Here is a 16,621-nt window from a genome sequence, read left to right as displayed (position 1 = left end):
TCACGCCCCTTCCGCAGCCTCATCGAGGCCGCTGGTCGACTGCTCAGCACCCGACCCCAGCGCCTGCGTCATCACAGCCATGTCGGACGCCGACATGCCTCCACCGTCTGAACCGCCGGCCGGTTGCGGGGCAGGCCCACCGCTGTTGGTGCTGCTCTCAGACTGGTCGGCACCTGCTGCTGAATCTGCCGTCGTGTCTCCGCCTCCGTCGCCCGTCCCGCCGCCGGTTGACGAATCACCCGACGAGGACGACGCTCCCTCTGCGCCGGCCCCAGCAGTCCCGGTGCCTGAGTCGCCCGTCGCTTCCGTGGTCTCTCCGGCATCGCCGGTCGGAGCACCATTTGCCGAGGGTCCGCCGGTCCCGCCGCCGGTCCCGCCGCCGGTCCCGCCGTCTCCACCGGGGGGTGGCGCCGCACCTGCCGCTTCACCGCCGGCGGCTCCACCAGCCGAGCCCGCTCCCGTCGTCGCTGCACCCGAGGTGCCAGCGGCCCCCGAGGTGGTGGCAGCACCGGCACCGCCGGCCGCGGCTGCACCTCCGGTGCCAGCTGTGGCGGCCACGACGGCAGCTCCGCCAGCAACCGTGGCCACGCCAGCTAGCGCAGCTCCACCCGAAAATGCGCCAGACCCGGCCGCGGCCGCGGGCACAATGAACTTGATGAGGGCCGGGAGTGCGAGGGACGCCAGGCATACGATGAGAATCCCCGCGAGAGGCCGCATCAGATCGCCCTCGCCGGACCCGTTGATGTCCGTGTTGTCCTTCATCAGGGTGATTCCCAGGGCGAGGATCACCGCCGCGACCGGCTTGAACAGCAACAGGGCGAGGAGCCAGCCGTTGGCCTTCTTGAATGCCTGATCCCCTGTTTCGGTTCCGGTCGCCGCCGCAAGCGTGGGGATGAAGGCCAGCATGATCAGCAGCACCACGTCCCGGAAGATCATGAAACCGAACAGCACGGCTGAACCGACAATCGCCAGCAGCCCTACGATGAGGGCTCCACCGATTGCTGAGCTTACGGCTTGTGGATTCATCACAATCATGGTGGCGAGGACGTCCATCCCCACGGACTGGTCCTGGTTAGCTTCGATCTCCTCGAACATCCATACCGCCAGTGCATGGGTTGCTTCATCGAGGTAGCGAATGCCGGCGGCGTAGGTTCCGGTGACGATGATCAAGTTCACGATGGGCTTTGCCGCGCCGATCAATGTCTTGAAGTCGTTGCTGAGCACCATCCGGCCCAACGCGAGCAGAATGCCCAGAATCGCGATCATGCCGGTGAACCACCACAGATTCTCTTGAATCTGCGCCACGGCATTTGACTCAGTGTCGATACCGGGGGACCAGTGCAACCAGCGCGTCGACAGCCACTCGAGAACGCTGCCTGCCTTCTCCAGCAGGTCGTGAGCGATGGCGGCCACGCCGTCAGAGGCAGCCTGGCCGATCTTGCATCCGGCTTGGTACCACTTGCAATCGCCGCCACTGCTGCTCATGTGTCAGCGCTCCCACATCACGAACTGATCTGCGGACGGGCTCTCTTCGAAGCCGTCCGGCCGAGACCAATCCAGTCGCCAATCGTCGGCTTCCTCGTCCCACTTCAGCGAGAACGCGATCCCGACGGTGTACTCGTCCTGTTGCCCGTAGTAGGTGATCCGGGCGGCTTCATCGCTGTACTCGTCGATCCGGTACCCCGAGAACGACGGGAAGCTCGCCCCGGCCTCCGCGGCCTGATCCTCAAGTGCGGCCTCGGCCTGGGGGGAGTCGACTGCAGCTTCGTACTCTCCTCCAATGCTGAACGATGCAATGAGGCCGAGTCCTGCGTAGACGGCTCCCGTGGGTGAGTGCGCGTAGCACTCCCACAGCGACCCGTCACGCTTGAGCGGACCATACTCATCGGAGACAGGCACGGTCATCGACGAGGACGCGTAGGTCTCCCATTCGGTCGGCGGAGCCTCGGTTGGGTAGTCCTGGTTGTCCGACAACGTGCCGCACTCGCGGTCCTGTCCGCCCGTCGCTTCCGTATCGCCCGCGCCGGCATCCGGTTGCGTGCCCGGAGCTTCCGCCGGAGCGGTCTCGGCCGTGGTCGTCTCATCGCCACCCGACCGGCCGAGCTGGAATCCCAGTACCACCGCACCGACTATGACCAGCACGAGGAATCCACCTGCTGCCACCCACCACACGTTGAACGGGCTCTTGCCTTCGGTCTCTGCCATTGCTCGAACCTTCCTGCCGCTGCTAGTCGAATCAGATGAACACGGCGACGATCGCGCCTGCAGCCGATGCGAGGATGCACACGATGATCGCGATGATCAGGCCCTTGAAGCCCTGAATCTCCCGACCGGTGAACGATGCGAACGCCAGGTAGCCGGCCGAGCACAGGAACCCGGCCAGCCCGAGGATGATCACACCCCACACGATCCAGTTCAGGACCGTCGTGAAGCCCTCCGTGCCCGGAGGCTGCTCCGGATCGAGGTCCGGCAGAGCCAATGCCGACTCAGGCATCAGCAGCACCAGCACGGCCGCGAGGACTCCCGCGGCCACCAGCCAGACGCGCCGCCCAGAGAATGCGGTCTTCTCAGTCATTGTGAACTCCTTCTTCTTCTACCGTCTTACGGATGGAACGCAGGGTCTTACGAATCCGACGCGGAACCGCGTCGAAGGCTGGCTCAGCCACGCGCCACTCTTCATTCCAGGGCACATGCCACCCATGCGGTGTCATGCGAGCGATTCTGCGCACAGCCTGCTTCTGGGCCTCCAGCAGTTTCGGACCGTCATCGACGGCCACGATGCCCAGGAGCTGGGAGTCCGGAAGTGCGCTCTTCGCCCACGTGCGGGCGAACCGCTCGGCGGCCTCGACGCCGGCGCGGTGTGGCCGATAGACCGCCACTACGTTCAGCGGCGGCCGCGGTCGCGCCCAGCCGCCGGCGACCGGCCAGGCGGTTCCCACGTCGTGGGCCTCCCACGGCATCTCCCTGTGCTCGACGTGCGCGAGCAGTGAGGTGACCAGGCTTGTGCCCGCTCCCCCGTGCAGACCCATCACCATGAGTCCAGACGAGGTGGCAGCCTCCACGAGCGGCCATTCAACAACTTCGCCTGCGACAGGCGGAGCTGTCGCAGGCGAAGGGGGTCCATCGAGAACAGTGCGATCACCGAACACGGCATCGCGCAGCTCCACCTCCTCCGGTGGTGCCGCTTCCTCAACGGGCACGAACGGGTTGACGCTCATCCCACTCCCTTCGCCTGCGTGAACACACACCCAGTCTCACCGCTGCACACGCGGCTGTCAATCGCTGTCATTGCAATTAGCGAATTGGCAATCTGTTTGCCGTCAATGCGCGTCGCGCGCACTTGACTCTGCTGCGGTGTCGCCTCTACGCTCGGCACCATGAGTCGCCATCATCTGCAGCGCGCCGTGATCGTTGCCGGCCTACTGTTGACCGGCATCAGCCTAAACGGGTGCGGTGACGTGAATAACAGCTCAGATGTGACAGACCCGCCACCTGCGCCGACGTCTGCGATCGCCACGGATGATCCTGAGTCGCAGTACCTCGGGGACTATGAGGGAATCCCTGAAGACACGTCAGGCCCCCGCACTCCCAGCGCCGAACGACAGCAGCAGGCGATGGACAGCGCCGTGGCCGCCCTGGAGGCGTACTACGCCACCGACAAGGACGCAGACGAGTGGTTCGATGACCTGCAGCCCATGCTGAGCCGACAGGGCCAGGTCGCCTACGAGACCGTGGACCCCACAGTTATCCCCGACGTGGAGGTCACCGGCGACCCCTCGGTCGTGCGCCACGAGGGTGGCGGGGCTATCACCATCGCCGTGCCGACCACCGCCGGTGACGTCCAGGTGGAGCTCATCGTGGAAGAAGCTGGACATGACTGGTCGGTCGACCGCTTCCGCTTCCCCTCGGACGGCGGCTGATGGGCAAGTCGGTCGCGGGTGTAGCCGTTCTCATCCTCCTGGTGCCGCTCCTGGTGATTCTGATCGCCACCGCCGGCGGTGCGTGCGATCCGGCCCACGCCGGCGGAGACGACTCCGAGAGCGGCAAGCAGGTCGACCCGGACGACATACCCGTCGACAGCGTCGGCCCCTACGGCAAGGACCAGTTGCGCATCGCCGCGCTCATCATGAACGCCGCCGCCGACGCCGACCTGTCTGAACGGGCACAGGTCATCGGCGTCATGGCCGGCATTGGCGAGAGCGCACTGACGAACATCGACTACGGCGACGATGCCGGCCCTGACAGTCGAGGCGTGTTCCAGCAGCGCGCACAAGGATGGGGCACTCTCGAAGAGCGCATGGACCCCTACACCGCTGCGACCGGCTTCTTCGGCACCGGCGACCACGCCGAGGCCCCCGGCCTCGTCGACATCGACGGGTGGGAGGACATGGAACTGACGCTCGCGATTAACAAGGTTCAGCGCAATGCGGACCCGTACCACTACGAGGAGTTCGAGGCCGTCGCCCGCGACATCGTGGACGCGCTCAAGGACGTTCCCCTCGCACAGGGCGGAGGAGACACGGCGACGACCCTGCACGCCGCCGGCCAGGGCGGCCTCGACGCGCCGGGCAGCGTGTCCACGACCGCGCAGGGGAACTACGACGACTCGATCTACGACCAGCTCGAGAAGAGCCTCGGACCGGTCAAGCCGCATGTACTGGAAGCCACGACGGTCATCGCGACCGTCACCGATCACAGCCCCGGCGACATCGGCGGCTACCGCGAAGGCGGCAGCCGCGACCCGAACGGCCACCCTGCCGGCCTCGCCGTCGACTTCATGGTCCCCCTCACCGACGAAGGGAAGTCCGCCGGCGACGCGATCGCGCAGTACGCCATCGACAACGCCGAGCACCTGAACGTGAAGTATGTGATCTGGTACCAGAGGATCTACAACGTCGACCGGCCCGATGAGGGCTGGCGCGACATGGAGGATCGCGGCAGCGATACCCAGAACCACCTCGACCACCCGCACATCTCCTTCGAGCAGGAGGCCACCGGCGATCCCCGCGACGCCGACGACGCGCCCTCACTGCTGGACGGCGGAGGCGGCGGCCAGCCGCCGGAGTGCGAGGAAGACGGCGGCGGAGGCAACGTACCCCCCGGCGAGAACGAGCCAGGCCCCTGGGGCGGACACGAGAACGGCCGCATCCCCGACGATGCACTGAAGACGATCCCGTGGGCCTCCGACGAGTCCCTGCGCGCTGATGCAGTCGATCAGCTCATCGAGATGAACAATGCATTCCGAGACGAGTTCGGCACCGACCTGGGCATCACCGATGCCTACCGGACCTATGCCGAGCAGGAATACCTCTACGAGACGAAACCTGACGGCATGGCCGCGAAGCCTGGCACCTCGAACCACGGGTGGGCGCTGGCTGTGGACTTCGGCACTGGGATCAACCAGTTCGGAACCCCGCAGCACGAGTGGATGCGTGAGAACGCAGGCCGCTACGGGTGGAAGCATCCCGACTGGGCGCAGCAGGGACAGAAGAACGCCGAGGCGTGGCACTGGGAGTTCTACGGTGTCAAGGAGTGAGATGAGCAGTTCACGGAGTGAGATGAATGGCGGGTTCGACCCCGCAGCAGTCCCGCCGTTCCCAGTGTTCACCATACGTCAGACTGACGCCGGTGACACCCTCGACGGTGTGCCGATCGAGCCTGCCCACGGCGAGTCCGACCGCCACCGCGCGGCCACCGATGCCGCAGCCCAGAAGGCAGCCGAGCAGGGGCATGAGGCCGTGCGCGTGCGCGCGCACCTGAGTGATGGCCGGTCGGTCGATTTCGTCGTCCGCACCACCGGCGAGGTGTACGACACCACCGTGCCGGACGAGCCGGTCAAGCCCAGCCGGAAGAAGCGGGCACTCATCCTCGTCGCCGCCGGCCTCACCGGTGTCCTCGTGATCGGAGGTGGAGCCTTCGTCCTCGGACACGCCCTCGGAGACGAGGAACCAGTCGCCGTGGAGACGACCCCTCCCCCACCGGCCGGGGCCGGCACCGACATTCCAGTGGGACTGCCCCCGGCATTCAGCAGCACCGCCGCCTGGAGCGCCCAGGTCGACGACAAGGCAGTCGTGCGCGAGCTGAGCGACGGTCGCCTCCTGACCATCACGGAGGCGCGTACCCTCACGATCCTCGACCCGGACCGCGGCGAGCCGCAATGGGTCGGCAGCAGCGCACCCACCGACCTCACGGACGTGCACGAAACGACGTGGCAGGGCCGGCCCGTCCTCGCGGCCGCGTCCAGCCAGTCGCTGACGCTCTGGCCCCTCGATGACACAGACGGCACCGTCGCGCCAGTCTCCGTCGACCTCGACGCCCGCGCCGAGGTCACCTACGCCGGCACCGCACCGCTGATCGACCTCGGGGACTACACCGTCACCGCGCCGGCCACGGAGAGCAGCGAGGCCCACCGCGTCACGCTCCCACCAGGAGCCGTGCCGGCGGCCGCCGGAGCCGATGGAGTGATCCGGTCACTGACCGATGAGGCTGTCTGGACGACGAACCCCGACACCGGCGAGCATGAGCGCATCGACCTCGCCACACCGGAAGGCGCCGATGGAGCACCGGAAGACGTGATCGGGCTGACCGCAGACCACGCGCTCGCACAGTGGTCCGAGGACGGCTCCTCGGACACCACTCTCGCGCTCATCGACCTGACGACCGGCACGGTCGCAGCTGAGGCGACCGCGCGGCCGCCATCGGATTCCGATGTGCTGCGCTCGGACCCCGACGCACAGACCGCCGTGATCGGAGATGTGTTCATCTCCTACGGCGACGATCCCGCCGTCGTGGACCTCGACGGCCTCGATGTCACTGCCGTTGACGGCCGGCAGCTCTACGGCAGCCGGGACCGCACCGCAGTCACCGCCACCGTCACAGGCGACGAGACCAGCGTCGAGGACTACCCGCTCTACTCCCCCGACGATCCCAGCCCCGTCCTCGTCAGCGACGACGCGGCCTACGTCGTACACACCACCGTCGATGAGACCTACCTCTACCGTGCCGACCGCACGCCTTCGAAGGAGACACCATGATCACGATCAACCTTGATGAGCAGGGCCAGGGCACAGTGGTCCTCCCGACCCGGACCGTCCAGATCCACGGAGCCGGACTGGCCGAGGGACGCAACCAGGCCATCGGCGTGGTCGCGAACTACGCGCGCGAGACCGGCCGGCCGGCCTCCGCCCAGGCGGAGGGCGCGCAGCTGGTCATCCACGCCGATGGCCGCGTGCACGAAGAGCCGGCGGCCGCCGACACCCCGGTGCAGGAGTCGCCGGCACCGCAGCCAGGCGCGGACACGCAGACGCTCCCGGTCGTCACCGCTTCGGAACCGGTCACCATTCCGCCGCGGCCGGCCCAGCCGCCGGCGCAGCCGCAGCCGTCGCCGGCCGGTGGGCAGGACCCCGCGCAGCTGCTCGGTGCGGCTCCCACCTCCCAGCAGCCGGCCGCCAGCGCTCCCCGCAGCGGCAGCTTCGTGCGCGAGGACACCCCCGCCCCGACACAGGGCATGCAGTCAGTCGTCTACAAGCTCACCGGCGGTCTCTGGAACCTCGGCCCCGGCCAGCGCGAGCGCTACAAGGACGAGCTGCACCAGCGCGCCGCGAAGCAGATCACCGGCACCCGCAACGTGACGTTCATGTGCCTCAAGGGCGGCATCTCCAAGACCAGCACCACTCTCGGTGTCGGACTGACACTGGCGGAGCATCGCCCCGATTCCGTCCTGGCCATCGACGCGAACCCCGACGCCGGCGACCTGGCCGACCGCGCGCTCTCACACGAGCAGGTCGAGGCCGTCAGCCCCCGCACCATCACCGATCTGGTCCACGCGATTGAGGCCGACCAGATTCACAACCTCACCGACCTCAACCGGTTCACCCAGACCAGCGGCCGGCTGCACCTCATCGCCGGTGAGCAAGACCCCGACGTGTCGGAATCCCTCACCGCCGAGGAGTACGTGAACGTCCGCGACGTCGCGGACCGGTTCTACCCGATCACCCTCACCGACTGTGGCACAGGTGTGACGCACCCGGCGATGAAGGGAATCCTTGAGAACGCGCAGCAGCTCGTCGTCGCCTCCGGGTGGGCCGTGACCGGAGCGAAGCGTGCCGAGCGCACGCTGACCTGGCTCCATCAGGCCCACAACGGTGCGTATGCTGAATTGGCGCGCAATGCCGTGGTGGTGCTGACTGACACCGGCACCACGAGTAAGGCCATCGACCGTGATCAGATCGTGGAGACGCTGGGAGCGCTCTGCCGAGCCGTTCACGTCGTCCCCTTCGATTCCGCCGTGGCCAAGGGCGACCTGGTGCGCTTGCAGGACCTGAGCCCTCAGACCCGGCAGGCGTACCTCGAAGTGGGGGCTACGATCATTGACGCACTGTGACCACCGCCGACACTTCTCCTAAAGGACGACGATGCCGACCTCTTCAGACGACTGGATCACCAGCCTCCGGCAGCTTGCCGGCAGCGAGCAGCGCCTGCGAGTCCTCGCCGTCCTCGCCTCCCAAAGCGAGCCGATGTTCCACCGGCAGATCATGGATGCCCTCGACGAACGAGGCCAGCGAGTCCACCCCACCGGACTCGGGAAGATGCTGCGCGAACTGGAATCCTTCGGTTACATCAGCGGCGATCTGGCCCAAGAGCTGCGGCACGGCCGCACCGTGCGCTACACGATCAACCACGACGCCGTGGCATCCGTGCTTGATACCGCCAGGGACGCACTCACTCCAAAAAACTGACCAGACACGCGGAAATATCCTCGAATTGTGAATTCGAGTTCGTGTAGTGTGGAGCACATGACGAAGCCGGGACCGAAGCCACGAAAGGACAGAGCCCCGCGCCCGATGGCCTTCCGGCCGCACGCACGCGTGGGTGAAGTCCTCGAAGCACGCTCTACTGCCCTGGACGTCTCGCGCAGCGACTACATCGAGTACCTCGTTGCGCACGCACTCGGAATGGGCGAGTACGCCCCCGAGCTGTCCACTGATGAAGACAACGGCCAGGAGGCACTTCTGCCTGATCCTCTACACCCATAAAAGCTAATGCCCCCCGTGTTGGCGCACGAGGGGCTGTAAGCCTATAGGGGGAGCGAGTTGGCGCTCGACTCCCCGGTGAATCCGAAAGGACTCTGCTTTGTGGAAGCTGAGTTCAGGATACCGCACACCCAAAAGCGGGGACAACCACCCCCAGCAGCGTGTGTCGAGCGGTACACCTGGAACCCCACCCATCGACGGCACAGCCGCCGTCGCGATCCCGACTGACTGGCGCACGCACCCGCCGCAGCGGGTCCGCCGCGCCTCCCGCGCGCAGGAGACCTCTCTCCTGCATCGCGGCCGCGCCATCGCTCGCATGGAGGCGCACCTGGCGACCTCGCAGGTGCAGTGGCTCCGCGACGTGGACGCCCACCTTGCCTCGTTGCCACTGCGCGCGGACGCGAAGGCCCACCGGCGAGCGATCGCCCGCATGGTCGGCTTCCACGCCGAATGGGACGACCTCGTGACCCGCACGCTCACCTGGGGCACCATCGCCGCTCAGACCGGCCTCACCCGCCGCAGTGTGGCCCGCCACCTGAAGGCCCTCCACGAGGACGGCTGGATCGCCCGCGTGGCCGCCGGCCGCAGTGCCGCAGCCAAGAAGGCCGCCGGCTGGACTGGACCGACCGCCGACGAGAACGAGGCACCCGTCTACGCACTCACCTGCCCCGACGATGACGCAGACATAAATGTCACCCCTCCCACGCATAGTGGTTCTAGAAGGTTCCATGCGCGCGCGAGACCAGGCTTTTCCACAGGAGCGGCTTCGCCGCCAGAATCCGATGATGCTCACGCCGTGACCGGCGTGAGCGACCCTGGCCTCCCAGCATCCCCGGCCAGTGTCGTGTGGTCCGATCATGCTCAGGCCGAAGGCAAGGATGATCGAGTGCTGGCGTGTGAGAAGCTTCGTCGCCTTGGCCCCACGTTCAGGAAACTCTCAGCTCGGCATCTCGCGTTCGTGTTCAAGGATTTCTTCGCCGCCGGCTGGACCCTCGCGGACATTCGGCATGCTGTCGAGCACCTGCCCACTGGGCAGGCGCAGGGTCACTTCGTCGAGGGCGAGTGGGTGCCCTACTCCGGTTCTGACGGAATCCCCGCAGCTCGCATGGCTCACTGGCTGACGTTCCGCCTCGCACCGTGGCGCGACAGCGACGGGAACCCCATCGAGTCGCGGACCCAGCGCGGCGACCGCCGACGCGAAGCGGCCCTCGCCCGCCGCGCCGCGGCCGCCCGAGCCCGTGACGAGCAGGCAGCCCGCCGGCGCGCTCTGGCGGCTGATCCCGCCGCGGCCGCCGAGAAGGAAGCCGCGCTGGCCTTCATCCACTCACTCCGCACACGCCGCTGACCGATGTCCGCACCAGATGAGACGCTAGACACATCACCACAGGAGGTCACCATGCCGGAACAAGTACCCAGCAACCTCACCGCCGAGGCCGCAGCTCTCCCCGTGACCGATTGGGACGCCCACCGGCGGTTCGCGCAGGGCGCGGCCACCGAAGGCTACGCCGCTGAGGTCGAGCAGATCTTCACCAACGACCGTGCTGACGGCGAGTACATGCTGACGCATCGGACCACCCTCTCCCCCTACGATCCGCAGCAGGAAGCCGACTCCTCCGCCATCCACGAGGACGAAGGGCCGATGGGCGACACTCGGACCGTCGAGACATTCACCCCCGACCGACCCGAGGGGTACTACGGTGCCCGGACCCCGTGGGAGGACGCGCCCTACCTCTCCCCCGCGCAGGAGCTTGCATCCGATGCACTCACGCGGTTGACCGCACTCAACCGCGACGACCCCGAGGCGATGAGCGACAGCCGGCTGGCGCGCGTGCGTGAACTCATCGACCAGGACCAGACCACAGGCCTGGCGACGGCGCTGCACGAGGTGAAGCGCGATGTGGCCGAAGGCGAGATGTTTGAAGGCCAGGCACACGCCACTTCATCCTTCGAGGCCCAGCTGGAGGACCACGGCGCGCAGCTCGATGTCGCCCAGCGCGAGCAGGGTCACCTCGCGACCGAGGCCGCGAAGTTCCAGGCCGCTCTGCAGCCGCACGGCGCAGCGACGGAGGCACCGAAGCGAGACCGCTACGCCGAAACCGTCAGCGCACGCGACCGCCTGTTCGGCGCGACCGGCAGCAGCACGGCGAGCAACACCCCCAGTCAGCCGGCGGCGCACCTGCACACGCAGACCCGCACCGAGAGCCGCGGCCGCGAGATGTGATGCGCCAATAGCGTGCTAGCACGCTATCTCGGTTGCACGATAGCGTCGGCATGCGCATGACGGCCCCACCTGCTTGGTGGGGCCGTCATGCCGTTCAGCCTCAGTCCTTCGCTGTCGCGTTGGGAATGCGCTCGATGAGCGCGGCAACCTGTGCGGCCAGGCGATCCCGCTCCCCCTTGATGGAGGCTTCGCGGGACTCTGCTTCGCGGGCTGCCTGTTCGGCCGCCTCCGCCCGTGCGACGGCCTCGGCGGCCGCCGCCTGAGCCGCCTCCGCATCGCCGGCGAGCTTGTCGCGCTCGTCCTCCACCGCCCCTACTGCCGCCGTGAGCCCCTCGACTTCGGCCTCCAGCTCCTCGACGGAGGCGGCGAGCTTGTCGCGCTCCGGCCGCACTGCCGCATGTGCTGTGCGGTAGGCATCAGCCCAGATGGCGGCGAGCCGGCTAGTCACGTCCTCGGGCACCTCCGGCACCACGATGTCCGGCTGCTCGGCAGTCGCTTCCTTCCACGCTCGTGCGGTCTGCGCGGCGACGGCCATGCGCACGCCGGCAGCCTCGCGGACCGCTCTCGCGGTCACGGGCAGCCCGCGGTCCACGAGGTCGCGCGCCGCCGCTTCCGCGCGGTCCTCCGGCGTAGTGGTGTTCTGCTGCTCAGGCATGGGCTTCATCCTTTCAGTGGTTACTCGGGAACGCTTGTTTCTAGTTACCATGTTACCACAGGAGGGGCGCGGGGTGGGGTCTCTCTCAGGCTGTTGTGCAGCGGCTGTCCGTGTGCCCACTTTCATGGCTGGGTGGGTGCACCACGTCACCAGATACTCGAGCCGGGACTCCCTGGACTCGCATACCTCAAGCTGGGGTGAGGTGGGACGACCGATGAAAGCGAGTGGCATCGTCGTAGACCGGTGTCGTGGGAGAGCGTGACCCCTCCCGGGTGGGGATTGGGTCGGGACAGGTGGAGGCGCGCATCGGCTTGCGGAAGACGCCCGGCGACTACGATGACAGCATGTTTATGCAACCCGGCACGGCCGTGACGCGCTCATCGAAGGGCGTCCTCGACCAGGCCCGCCAGTTCCCCCGCCTCCGCTACATGGGGTCGAAGTACCGCCTGCTCCCGCACCTGGAGCGCGTCTTCGCGGACCTCGGGGGCGCAACCGCCGTCGATGCTTTCTCCGGGTCCGGTGTGGTCTCCTACCTGCTGAAGTGCCAGGGATTCGGCGTCACCAGCAACGACTTCCTCACGTTCCCGGCAACGATCGCCCGGGCTGCCGTTGAGAACAGCCATGTGCGGCTCAGCGACGAACTGGTCGATAAGATCTGTGGGCCTGCCGCGGACGACCGCGACTTCATCCAGTCGAAGTTCGACGGCCTGTACTTCAACGCGGCCGATCGTGCGTTCCTCGACAGTGCCTGGTCCCACATTGACACCCTCAGCGGCTACGAGCGGGACTTGGCGATCTCCGCCCTGGTGTTGTCGGCGGCGCGGAAGCAACCCCGCGGTGTGTTCACCTTCACCGACTCCAACCGGTACTCGGATGGGCGCCGAGACCTCTCCCTGTCGATGCGAGACCACTTCCGTGAGCGCGTCCAGTCGTACAACGAGATCGTCTTCAACACCGAACGCGCTAGCCGCGCAGTCTGCGGCGACGTGTTCGACCTCGACGCTGTCGCGCCTGACATCGTGTATCTGGACCCGCCGTATGCTCCGCCCAGCGATGACGCCGACTACATCAAGCGCTACCACTTCCTCGAAGGCCTCAGCGTGTACTGGCGGGGTGTCCGCATCATGGAGGACACCAAGACGAAGAAGCTGGAGAAGCGCTACACGCCGTTCGCGTACAAGCGGAGCATCGAGGATGCGCTCTCCCGCACCTTCGAGCACTTCCGGGATGCGGGGGCGATCGTCCTGTCGTACAGCTCCAACGCCCTACCCGGAGCCGACCGCATCACCGAGCTGCTGCGGGACGTGAAGCCCCGTGTCGAAGTCCACGGCGTCTCCCACAAGTACGCCTTCGGCACACACGCCTCCGCCGTCCGGAGGGATGTCACCGAGTACATCTTCGTCGGTCGCGACGCATGAGCAAGGCAGGTGCGTTTGAGGACTATCTTGCGTCCCTGGGCCGGCTGACAGCGCACATCGACCCCACCGCCTCGACACCAGAGGCGGAGGACATCCGGGAGGCCGCGGAGTCGCTCACAGAGCTGGGGGAAGTCACCGCAGCATCCCTCGCAGCGTGGGCACAAGCGCGCAGCAGAGACATCCCTGTCCTCGGGCTGACGGTCGGGCTGAGCCAGGAGAAGTTGAAGAACGCACTGCGGCACCGCTTCGGCACAGCCGGGTGGGTGACACTGGCGCGCGAACGCCCGGCTGAGCTCGTGCAGTGGCTCGACGAAGAGTACGACCTCGTGCGCCTGACCGCGACCCAGCTCGCTCGCACGTACTCGTTCGGCGAGATTCTGGTCGCCCGTGCAGGTACGAGGACGACAGCCACGAGTGCTGGCACGTCCGGGCGGATGGTGGAGGACCGGATCGAAGCCATCGCGCAGGATCTGGGCCTCGAGTACGAGACGCGCACCCAGTTCCTGGGCAGGAACGGCCAGACCGCGCCGTGCGATCTCGTAGTCCCCAGCGGTGGGAACGCGAGCATCGCAGTCGCTGCTAAAGGGTTCGATTCCACGGGCAGCAAGCTCAGCGACGCCGTGACTGAGATCGAGAAGATGGCGAGCGTGCGACTTCCCCGGCAGTACATCATGGCTGTCGTGGACGGGATCGGCTGGAAGAGCCGCCAGAGCGATCTGCGGAAGCTCCACAGGCTGTGGGAGCGGGAGGAGATCGACGGTCTCTACACGCTCGCGAGCTTCGACAGGTTCCGCGACGACCTGGAGGAGGCCGCCAAGCTCCGAGGGTTGCTCTAGCTCCCTTCGTTCGCAGCCCTGACAGGCCCTACTTTCATGCCCTTGGTCTGAGAGTCCCCGGACCAGCATGGTCCGGGGGTGCTTCTTGCTGGAGGCGAAGACCTCCTGACCCCAGTTGCGGCTTTCGACTGCACAGATTGATGCAGTGTCAAGTGGGTATACCCGATGAGGCGGTACGGCATGGACTCAACCCTCAAGAATAGGGAGAGGTCCACGCCGCACCGTCATCTCAAGCGGCTGCCAGCGTTGCTTGGGTGCACTCAAGCGGTCGACGGTCCGCTCATCGACACATGCACGCCGGTCTTATCGATAAACCCGAGCTCGACCGCTGCAGCGAACTGATCGATCATGCCCCACTGTTCAGCGATGCGTCCACCCTTCATACGCACGAACATCGTATCGATCGCTTCGAATGATCGCCCGGTGGCTTCGAAGCTGCCAACCGCTACTCCCGTATGGGTCCCACGGTTGATCATGCGCATCGCGACCATGTCACCTTCGACGACGACGTGCTCGGGCGACTCGGTGTAGTCGGGAAACGCTGCCCGTACGGTCTCGACGACTTCGCGCACCCCGTCGTGGCCCTCCCATGTAAGTCGCTTCGTCGCACCTACCCAGTTGATCTTCTGCTTCGGCTGGTGACAGGTGAAGTCTTCAGTATAGAACTCAGGGATCCGATCAACCTGCCCCTGCGACCACACCACGTCGACGACATCCCGCACGATCTGCCCATAATCTTCTGTCACTTCGGTTCCTTTCGGTAAATCGAATCAGCTCATGACCCTCGCTACCGCTTTCTACTCCGGATCGAGCAGGGAGGCTGACGGGGCTGTAACTGCTTGGCGCTCAGCGCGGCCGGTGGGGGAGGTAGATCTCCTCAAAAACGCGTTCGGCGAACGGCTGGAAGTCAATTGGGTTGTCCTCGACGGACTTCAAGTCCTCCCAGTCGCCGACATCTTCATAGCCGAGCTCCTCAGCGACATCAGTCCAATGCGCGAGAGCGGAGTCGACATCGTCAGCCATCTTCTTGCCATCGACCGCTCGTGACTCACCGACCTCAGCGCGGATGACTTCGACCTGCTCGCGGATTTTATCCTCCACGTCGGTCTCGAGCTCATTGAACCCGCCCGACTGCGCCTCTGCTGCGGCGACACCGTCGGCTGCATAGTTCAACCCCGCGTTCAACTGGCCCTCGAAGTAGTAAGCCAGGGAATCGAAGATCAACTGTTTTCCCGCCAGCGGCAGATCATCGTACTTACCTCCAGCAACGAGAATCGTGCCGTCACGACCCCATGACACATCGGACGGGAATGTTATTTCCGGAGCAACTTCGAGGAATCCCCCGTTAATGCCAACCTTCATCCCGTTGAGCGTGCAATCGGCAACGTTGCGCTGCAACGCTTCATACGTCTCGGTGTATGGCATCGAGACAGGCGCCGCCCCCGCTGCCTGCATCAGCTCGTACGACTTCTGGGCACCTACCCGAATCTGTCGCCCGTCGAAATCATCAGCAGAGGTCACCGATGTGCTACACATGAGCGCGTCAGTGAACTCGAACTCCACGGGGACCAGAGGCGTCACGCCCATGCTCGCAGTCTCGTCCACCACCTCGGGTGTCTCGAAAGCGACCTGCTGCAGTGCTGCAGCCGAGATGATCTCCGACAAATAAGGGCTCGTTGGTTGGGCAGGACTGAGGTCGACCAACGCGTTGATCGCCGGGTATTTCTCTGGCGAATTGAGCGGAACCTCTAGCGCGATATCAATCATCCCCGCCGCAACCGCTTCGGTGACCTGGTCGTACGATGCGATCGCCTGACCCCACTGAAGATCGAACGTGATCTTCCCGCCTGACCACTCGGTAATCCGCTCGGCGAACTCACGCTCACGATCAGCACTGTAGCCCGTTGGGCTGCCACCGCCCTGATATGTGAGCTCCACCGGTTCCATGTCGGAAAGTGCTTCCTGATATTCCTCAATGGAGGCGCCGAATTCGACGCCTTCGCCGGCGTCCGCAGCTGACTGGCTAGCTACTCCCCCACCACATCCCGCCAGCATGACTGCGCTGCACGCGAGAAGCGTTCCCCACTTTTTCAAGACGATGAATCTCCTTTGAAACTCCGACTGGATATTTAGTTTATAGATGGTAGAGATGCACGGTGAGCGACCGCTGATCGATCGCTCGATTATATGTGCGGCATGCTAGCACGCCCGCCTGTGACCTGCATCTCGCTCCGGGTGGGCGACGAAAGTCCATCTGGTCGTGCTCACCGCACTGTTGACCGCTAGGTGCGCGCGGGCATTAGGTTGCGGCCCGGCCATCTGGCTGGGCCGCAAGCGCATCGCGCATGATTTATTCGGCCTGCCATGTCAGTGCAGGTATACCCCTTTGACGCTCCGGCGGTGTCATTTTCAGGAGCCGGCTGCACGTCCAGCCCCGTGTTCTCGGGGTTGTGCAGTCA

General features: G+C 65.9%; 16 protein-coding genes. 9 read left to right on the top strand and 7 right to left on the bottom strand.

Going from position 1 to position 16,621, the window contains the following annotated elements; all coding sequences use genetic code 11:
- From HGBR_RS15135 to HGBR_RS15120, 4 genes are read right to left on the bottom strand one after another with little or no spacing between them, the layout of a single operon-like run.
- Window positions 1-1,485 carry a hypothetical protein gene (locus HGBR_RS15135; RefSeq protein WP_019160194.1) on the bottom strand — a complete coding sequence of 495 codons (1,485 nt, stop codon included), beginning with the start codon at window positions 1,483-1,485 and terminating at the stop codon, window positions 1-3.
- 3 nt (window positions 1,486-1,488) lie between these two features.
- Window positions 1,489-2,205, bottom strand: coding sequence for a DUF8175 domain-containg protein (locus HGBR_RS15130; protein ID WP_019160193.1), 717 nt, complete (start codon window positions 2,203-2,205; stop codon window positions 1,489-1,491).
- A gap of 31 nt (window positions 2,206-2,236) precedes the next feature.
- The gene (locus tag HGBR_RS15125) at window positions 2,237-2,575 is read right to left on the bottom strand and encodes a hypothetical protein (protein WP_019160192.1); all 339 of its coding nucleotides are present in this window, start codon (window positions 2,573-2,575) and stop codon (window positions 2,237-2,239) included.
- Window positions 2,568-3,218, bottom strand: coding sequence for a DUF6668 family protein (locus HGBR_RS15120; RefSeq protein WP_147522565.1), 651 nt, complete (start codon window positions 3,216-3,218; stop codon window positions 2,568-2,570). Before HGBR_RS15120 ends, HGBR_RS15125 begins: the two co-directional genes overlap by 8 nt.
- Before the next feature lie 159 nt (window positions 3,219-3,377).
- Here HGBR_RS15120 and HGBR_RS20060 point away from each other — a divergent pair, with 159 nt between their 5' ends.
- The 7 genes from HGBR_RS20060 (at window position 3,378) to HGBR_RS15070 (ending at window position 11,253) form a co-directional block, all read left to right on the top strand.
- Window positions 3,378-3,920 (top strand): hypothetical protein, encoded by a 543-nt coding sequence (locus HGBR_RS20060; protein ID WP_147522564.1) that lies wholly within the window; start codon window positions 3,378-3,380, stop codon window positions 3,918-3,920.
- Entirely contained in the window at window positions 3,920-5,536 is a 1,617-nt protein-coding gene (locus HGBR_RS19145; RefSeq protein WP_019160189.1) for a M15 family metallopeptidase, read from the top strand. The genes HGBR_RS20060 and HGBR_RS19145 overlap by 1 nt, the downstream gene beginning before the upstream one ends.
- A gap of 109 nt (window positions 5,537-5,645) precedes the next feature.
- Window positions 5,646-7,034 carry a flagellar basal body-associated FliL family protein gene (locus tag HGBR_RS19140; RefSeq protein ID WP_147522563.1) on the top strand — a complete coding sequence of 463 codons (1,389 nt, stop codon included), beginning with the start codon at window positions 5,646-5,648 and terminating at the stop codon, window positions 7,032-7,034.
- A complete protein-coding gene (locus HGBR_RS18415; RefSeq protein WP_245533362.1) occupies window positions 7,031-8,383 on the top strand; it encodes a MinD/ParA family ATP-binding protein in 1,353 nt (450 codons plus the stop codon). The genes HGBR_RS19140 and HGBR_RS18415 overlap by 4 nt, the downstream gene beginning before the upstream one ends.
- Window positions 8,384-8,414: 31 nt before the next feature.
- Window positions 8,415-8,738, top strand: a complete 324-nt coding sequence (locus HGBR_RS15085; protein ID WP_019160187.1) for a hypothetical protein — start codon at window positions 8,415-8,417, stop codon at window positions 8,736-8,738.
- 610 nt (window positions 8,739-9,348) lie between these two features.
- Window positions 9,349-10,377, top strand: a complete 1,029-nt coding sequence (locus HGBR_RS20055; protein WP_147522562.1) for a helix-turn-helix domain-containing protein — start codon at window positions 9,349-9,351, stop codon at window positions 10,375-10,377.
- Between the two features lie 51 nt (window positions 10,378-10,428).
- Entirely contained in the window at window positions 10,429-11,253 is an 825-nt protein-coding gene (locus tag HGBR_RS15070) for a hypothetical protein (RefSeq protein WP_019160184.1), read from the top strand.
- A gap of 100 nt (window positions 11,254-11,353) precedes the next feature.
- On the opposite strand, the gene HGBR_RS15065 is transcribed toward HGBR_RS15070, so the two are convergent.
- Complete coding sequence (locus HGBR_RS15065) at window positions 11,354-11,908, bottom strand: DNA-binding protein (RefSeq protein WP_019160183.1); 555 nt, start codon at window positions 11,906-11,908, stop codon at window positions 11,354-11,356.
- 293 nt (window positions 11,909-12,201) lie between these two features.
- On the opposite strand from HGBR_RS15065, the gene HGBR_RS15060 reads away from it, so the two are divergent.
- Both HGBR_RS15060 and HGBR_RS15055 read left to right on the top strand, forming a co-directional pair.
- Window positions 12,202-13,326, top strand: coding sequence for a DNA adenine methylase (locus tag HGBR_RS15060; protein ID WP_019160182.1), 1,125 nt, complete (start codon window positions 12,202-12,204; stop codon window positions 13,324-13,326).
- Complete coding sequence (locus tag HGBR_RS15055) at window positions 13,323-14,162, top strand: hypothetical protein (protein ID WP_019160181.1); 840 nt, start codon at window positions 13,323-13,325, stop codon at window positions 14,160-14,162. Before HGBR_RS15060 ends, HGBR_RS15055 begins: the two co-directional genes overlap by 4 nt.
- 260 nt (window positions 14,163-14,422) lie before the next feature.
- Here the strand turns inward: HGBR_RS15055 and HGBR_RS19135 are convergent, their stop codons facing one another.
- Complete coding sequence (locus HGBR_RS19135) at window positions 14,423-14,908, bottom strand: ester cyclase (RefSeq protein WP_019160180.1); 486 nt, start codon at window positions 14,906-14,908, stop codon at window positions 14,423-14,425.
- Between the two features lie 100 nt (window positions 14,909-15,008).
- Window positions 15,009-16,256, bottom strand: a complete 1,248-nt coding sequence (locus HGBR_RS18405; RefSeq protein WP_147522561.1) for a type 2 periplasmic-binding domain-containing protein — start codon at window positions 16,254-16,256, stop codon at window positions 15,009-15,011.
- Window positions 16,257-16,621: the final 365 nt, after the last annotated feature.

It is taken from the genome of Brevibacterium senegalense (assembly GCF_000285835.1).
Taxonomy (GTDB): domain Bacteria; phylum Actinomycetota; class Actinomycetes; order Actinomycetales; family Brevibacteriaceae; genus Brevibacterium; species Brevibacterium senegalense.
This window is presented reverse-complemented; position numbering and strand designations above follow the sequence as displayed.

Bases quoted from the DNA above. Each gene is read 5' to 3' on its own strand.
- HGBR_RS15135 (WP_019160194.1), bottom strand. From the start codon at position 1,485: ATGAGCAGCAGTGGCGGCGATTGCAAGTGGTACCAAGCCGGATGCAAG.
- HGBR_RS15130 (WP_019160193.1), bottom strand. From the start codon at position 2,205: ATGGCAGAGACCGAAGGCAAGAGCCCGTTCAACGTGTGGTGGGTGGCA.
- HGBR_RS15125 (WP_019160192.1), bottom strand. From the start codon at position 2,575: ATGACTGAGAAGACCGCATTCTCTGGGCGGCGCGTCTGGCTGGTGGCC.
- HGBR_RS15120 (WP_147522565.1), bottom strand. From the start codon at position 3,218: ATGAGCGTCAACCCGTTCGTGCCCGTTGAGGAAGCGGCACCACCGGAG.
- HGBR_RS20060 (WP_147522564.1), top strand. From the start codon at position 3,378: ATGAGTCGCCATCATCTGCAGCGCGCCGTGATCGTTGCCGGCCTACTG.
- HGBR_RS19145 (WP_019160189.1), top strand. From the start codon at position 3,920: ATGGGCAAGTCGGTCGCGGGTGTAGCCGTTCTCATCCTCCTGGTGCCG.
- HGBR_RS18415 (WP_245533362.1), top strand. From the start codon at position 7,031: ATGATCACGATCAACCTTGATGAGCAGGGCCAGGGCACAGTGGTCCTC.
- HGBR_RS15085 (WP_019160187.1), top strand. From the start codon at position 8,415: ATGCCGACCTCTTCAGACGACTGGATCACCAGCCTCCGGCAGCTTGCC.
- HGBR_RS20055 (WP_147522562.1), top strand. From the start codon at position 9,349: ATGGAGGCGCACCTGGCGACCTCGCAGGTGCAGTGGCTCCGCGACGTG.
- HGBR_RS15070 (WP_019160184.1), top strand. From the start codon at position 10,429: ATGCCGGAACAAGTACCCAGCAACCTCACCGCCGAGGCCGCAGCTCTC.
- HGBR_RS15065 (WP_019160183.1), bottom strand. From the start codon at position 11,908: ATGCCTGAGCAGCAGAACACCACTACGCCGGAGGACCGCGCGGAAGCG.
- HGBR_RS15055 (WP_019160181.1), top strand. From the start codon at position 13,323: ATGAGCAAGGCAGGTGCGTTTGAGGACTATCTTGCGTCCCTGGGCCGG.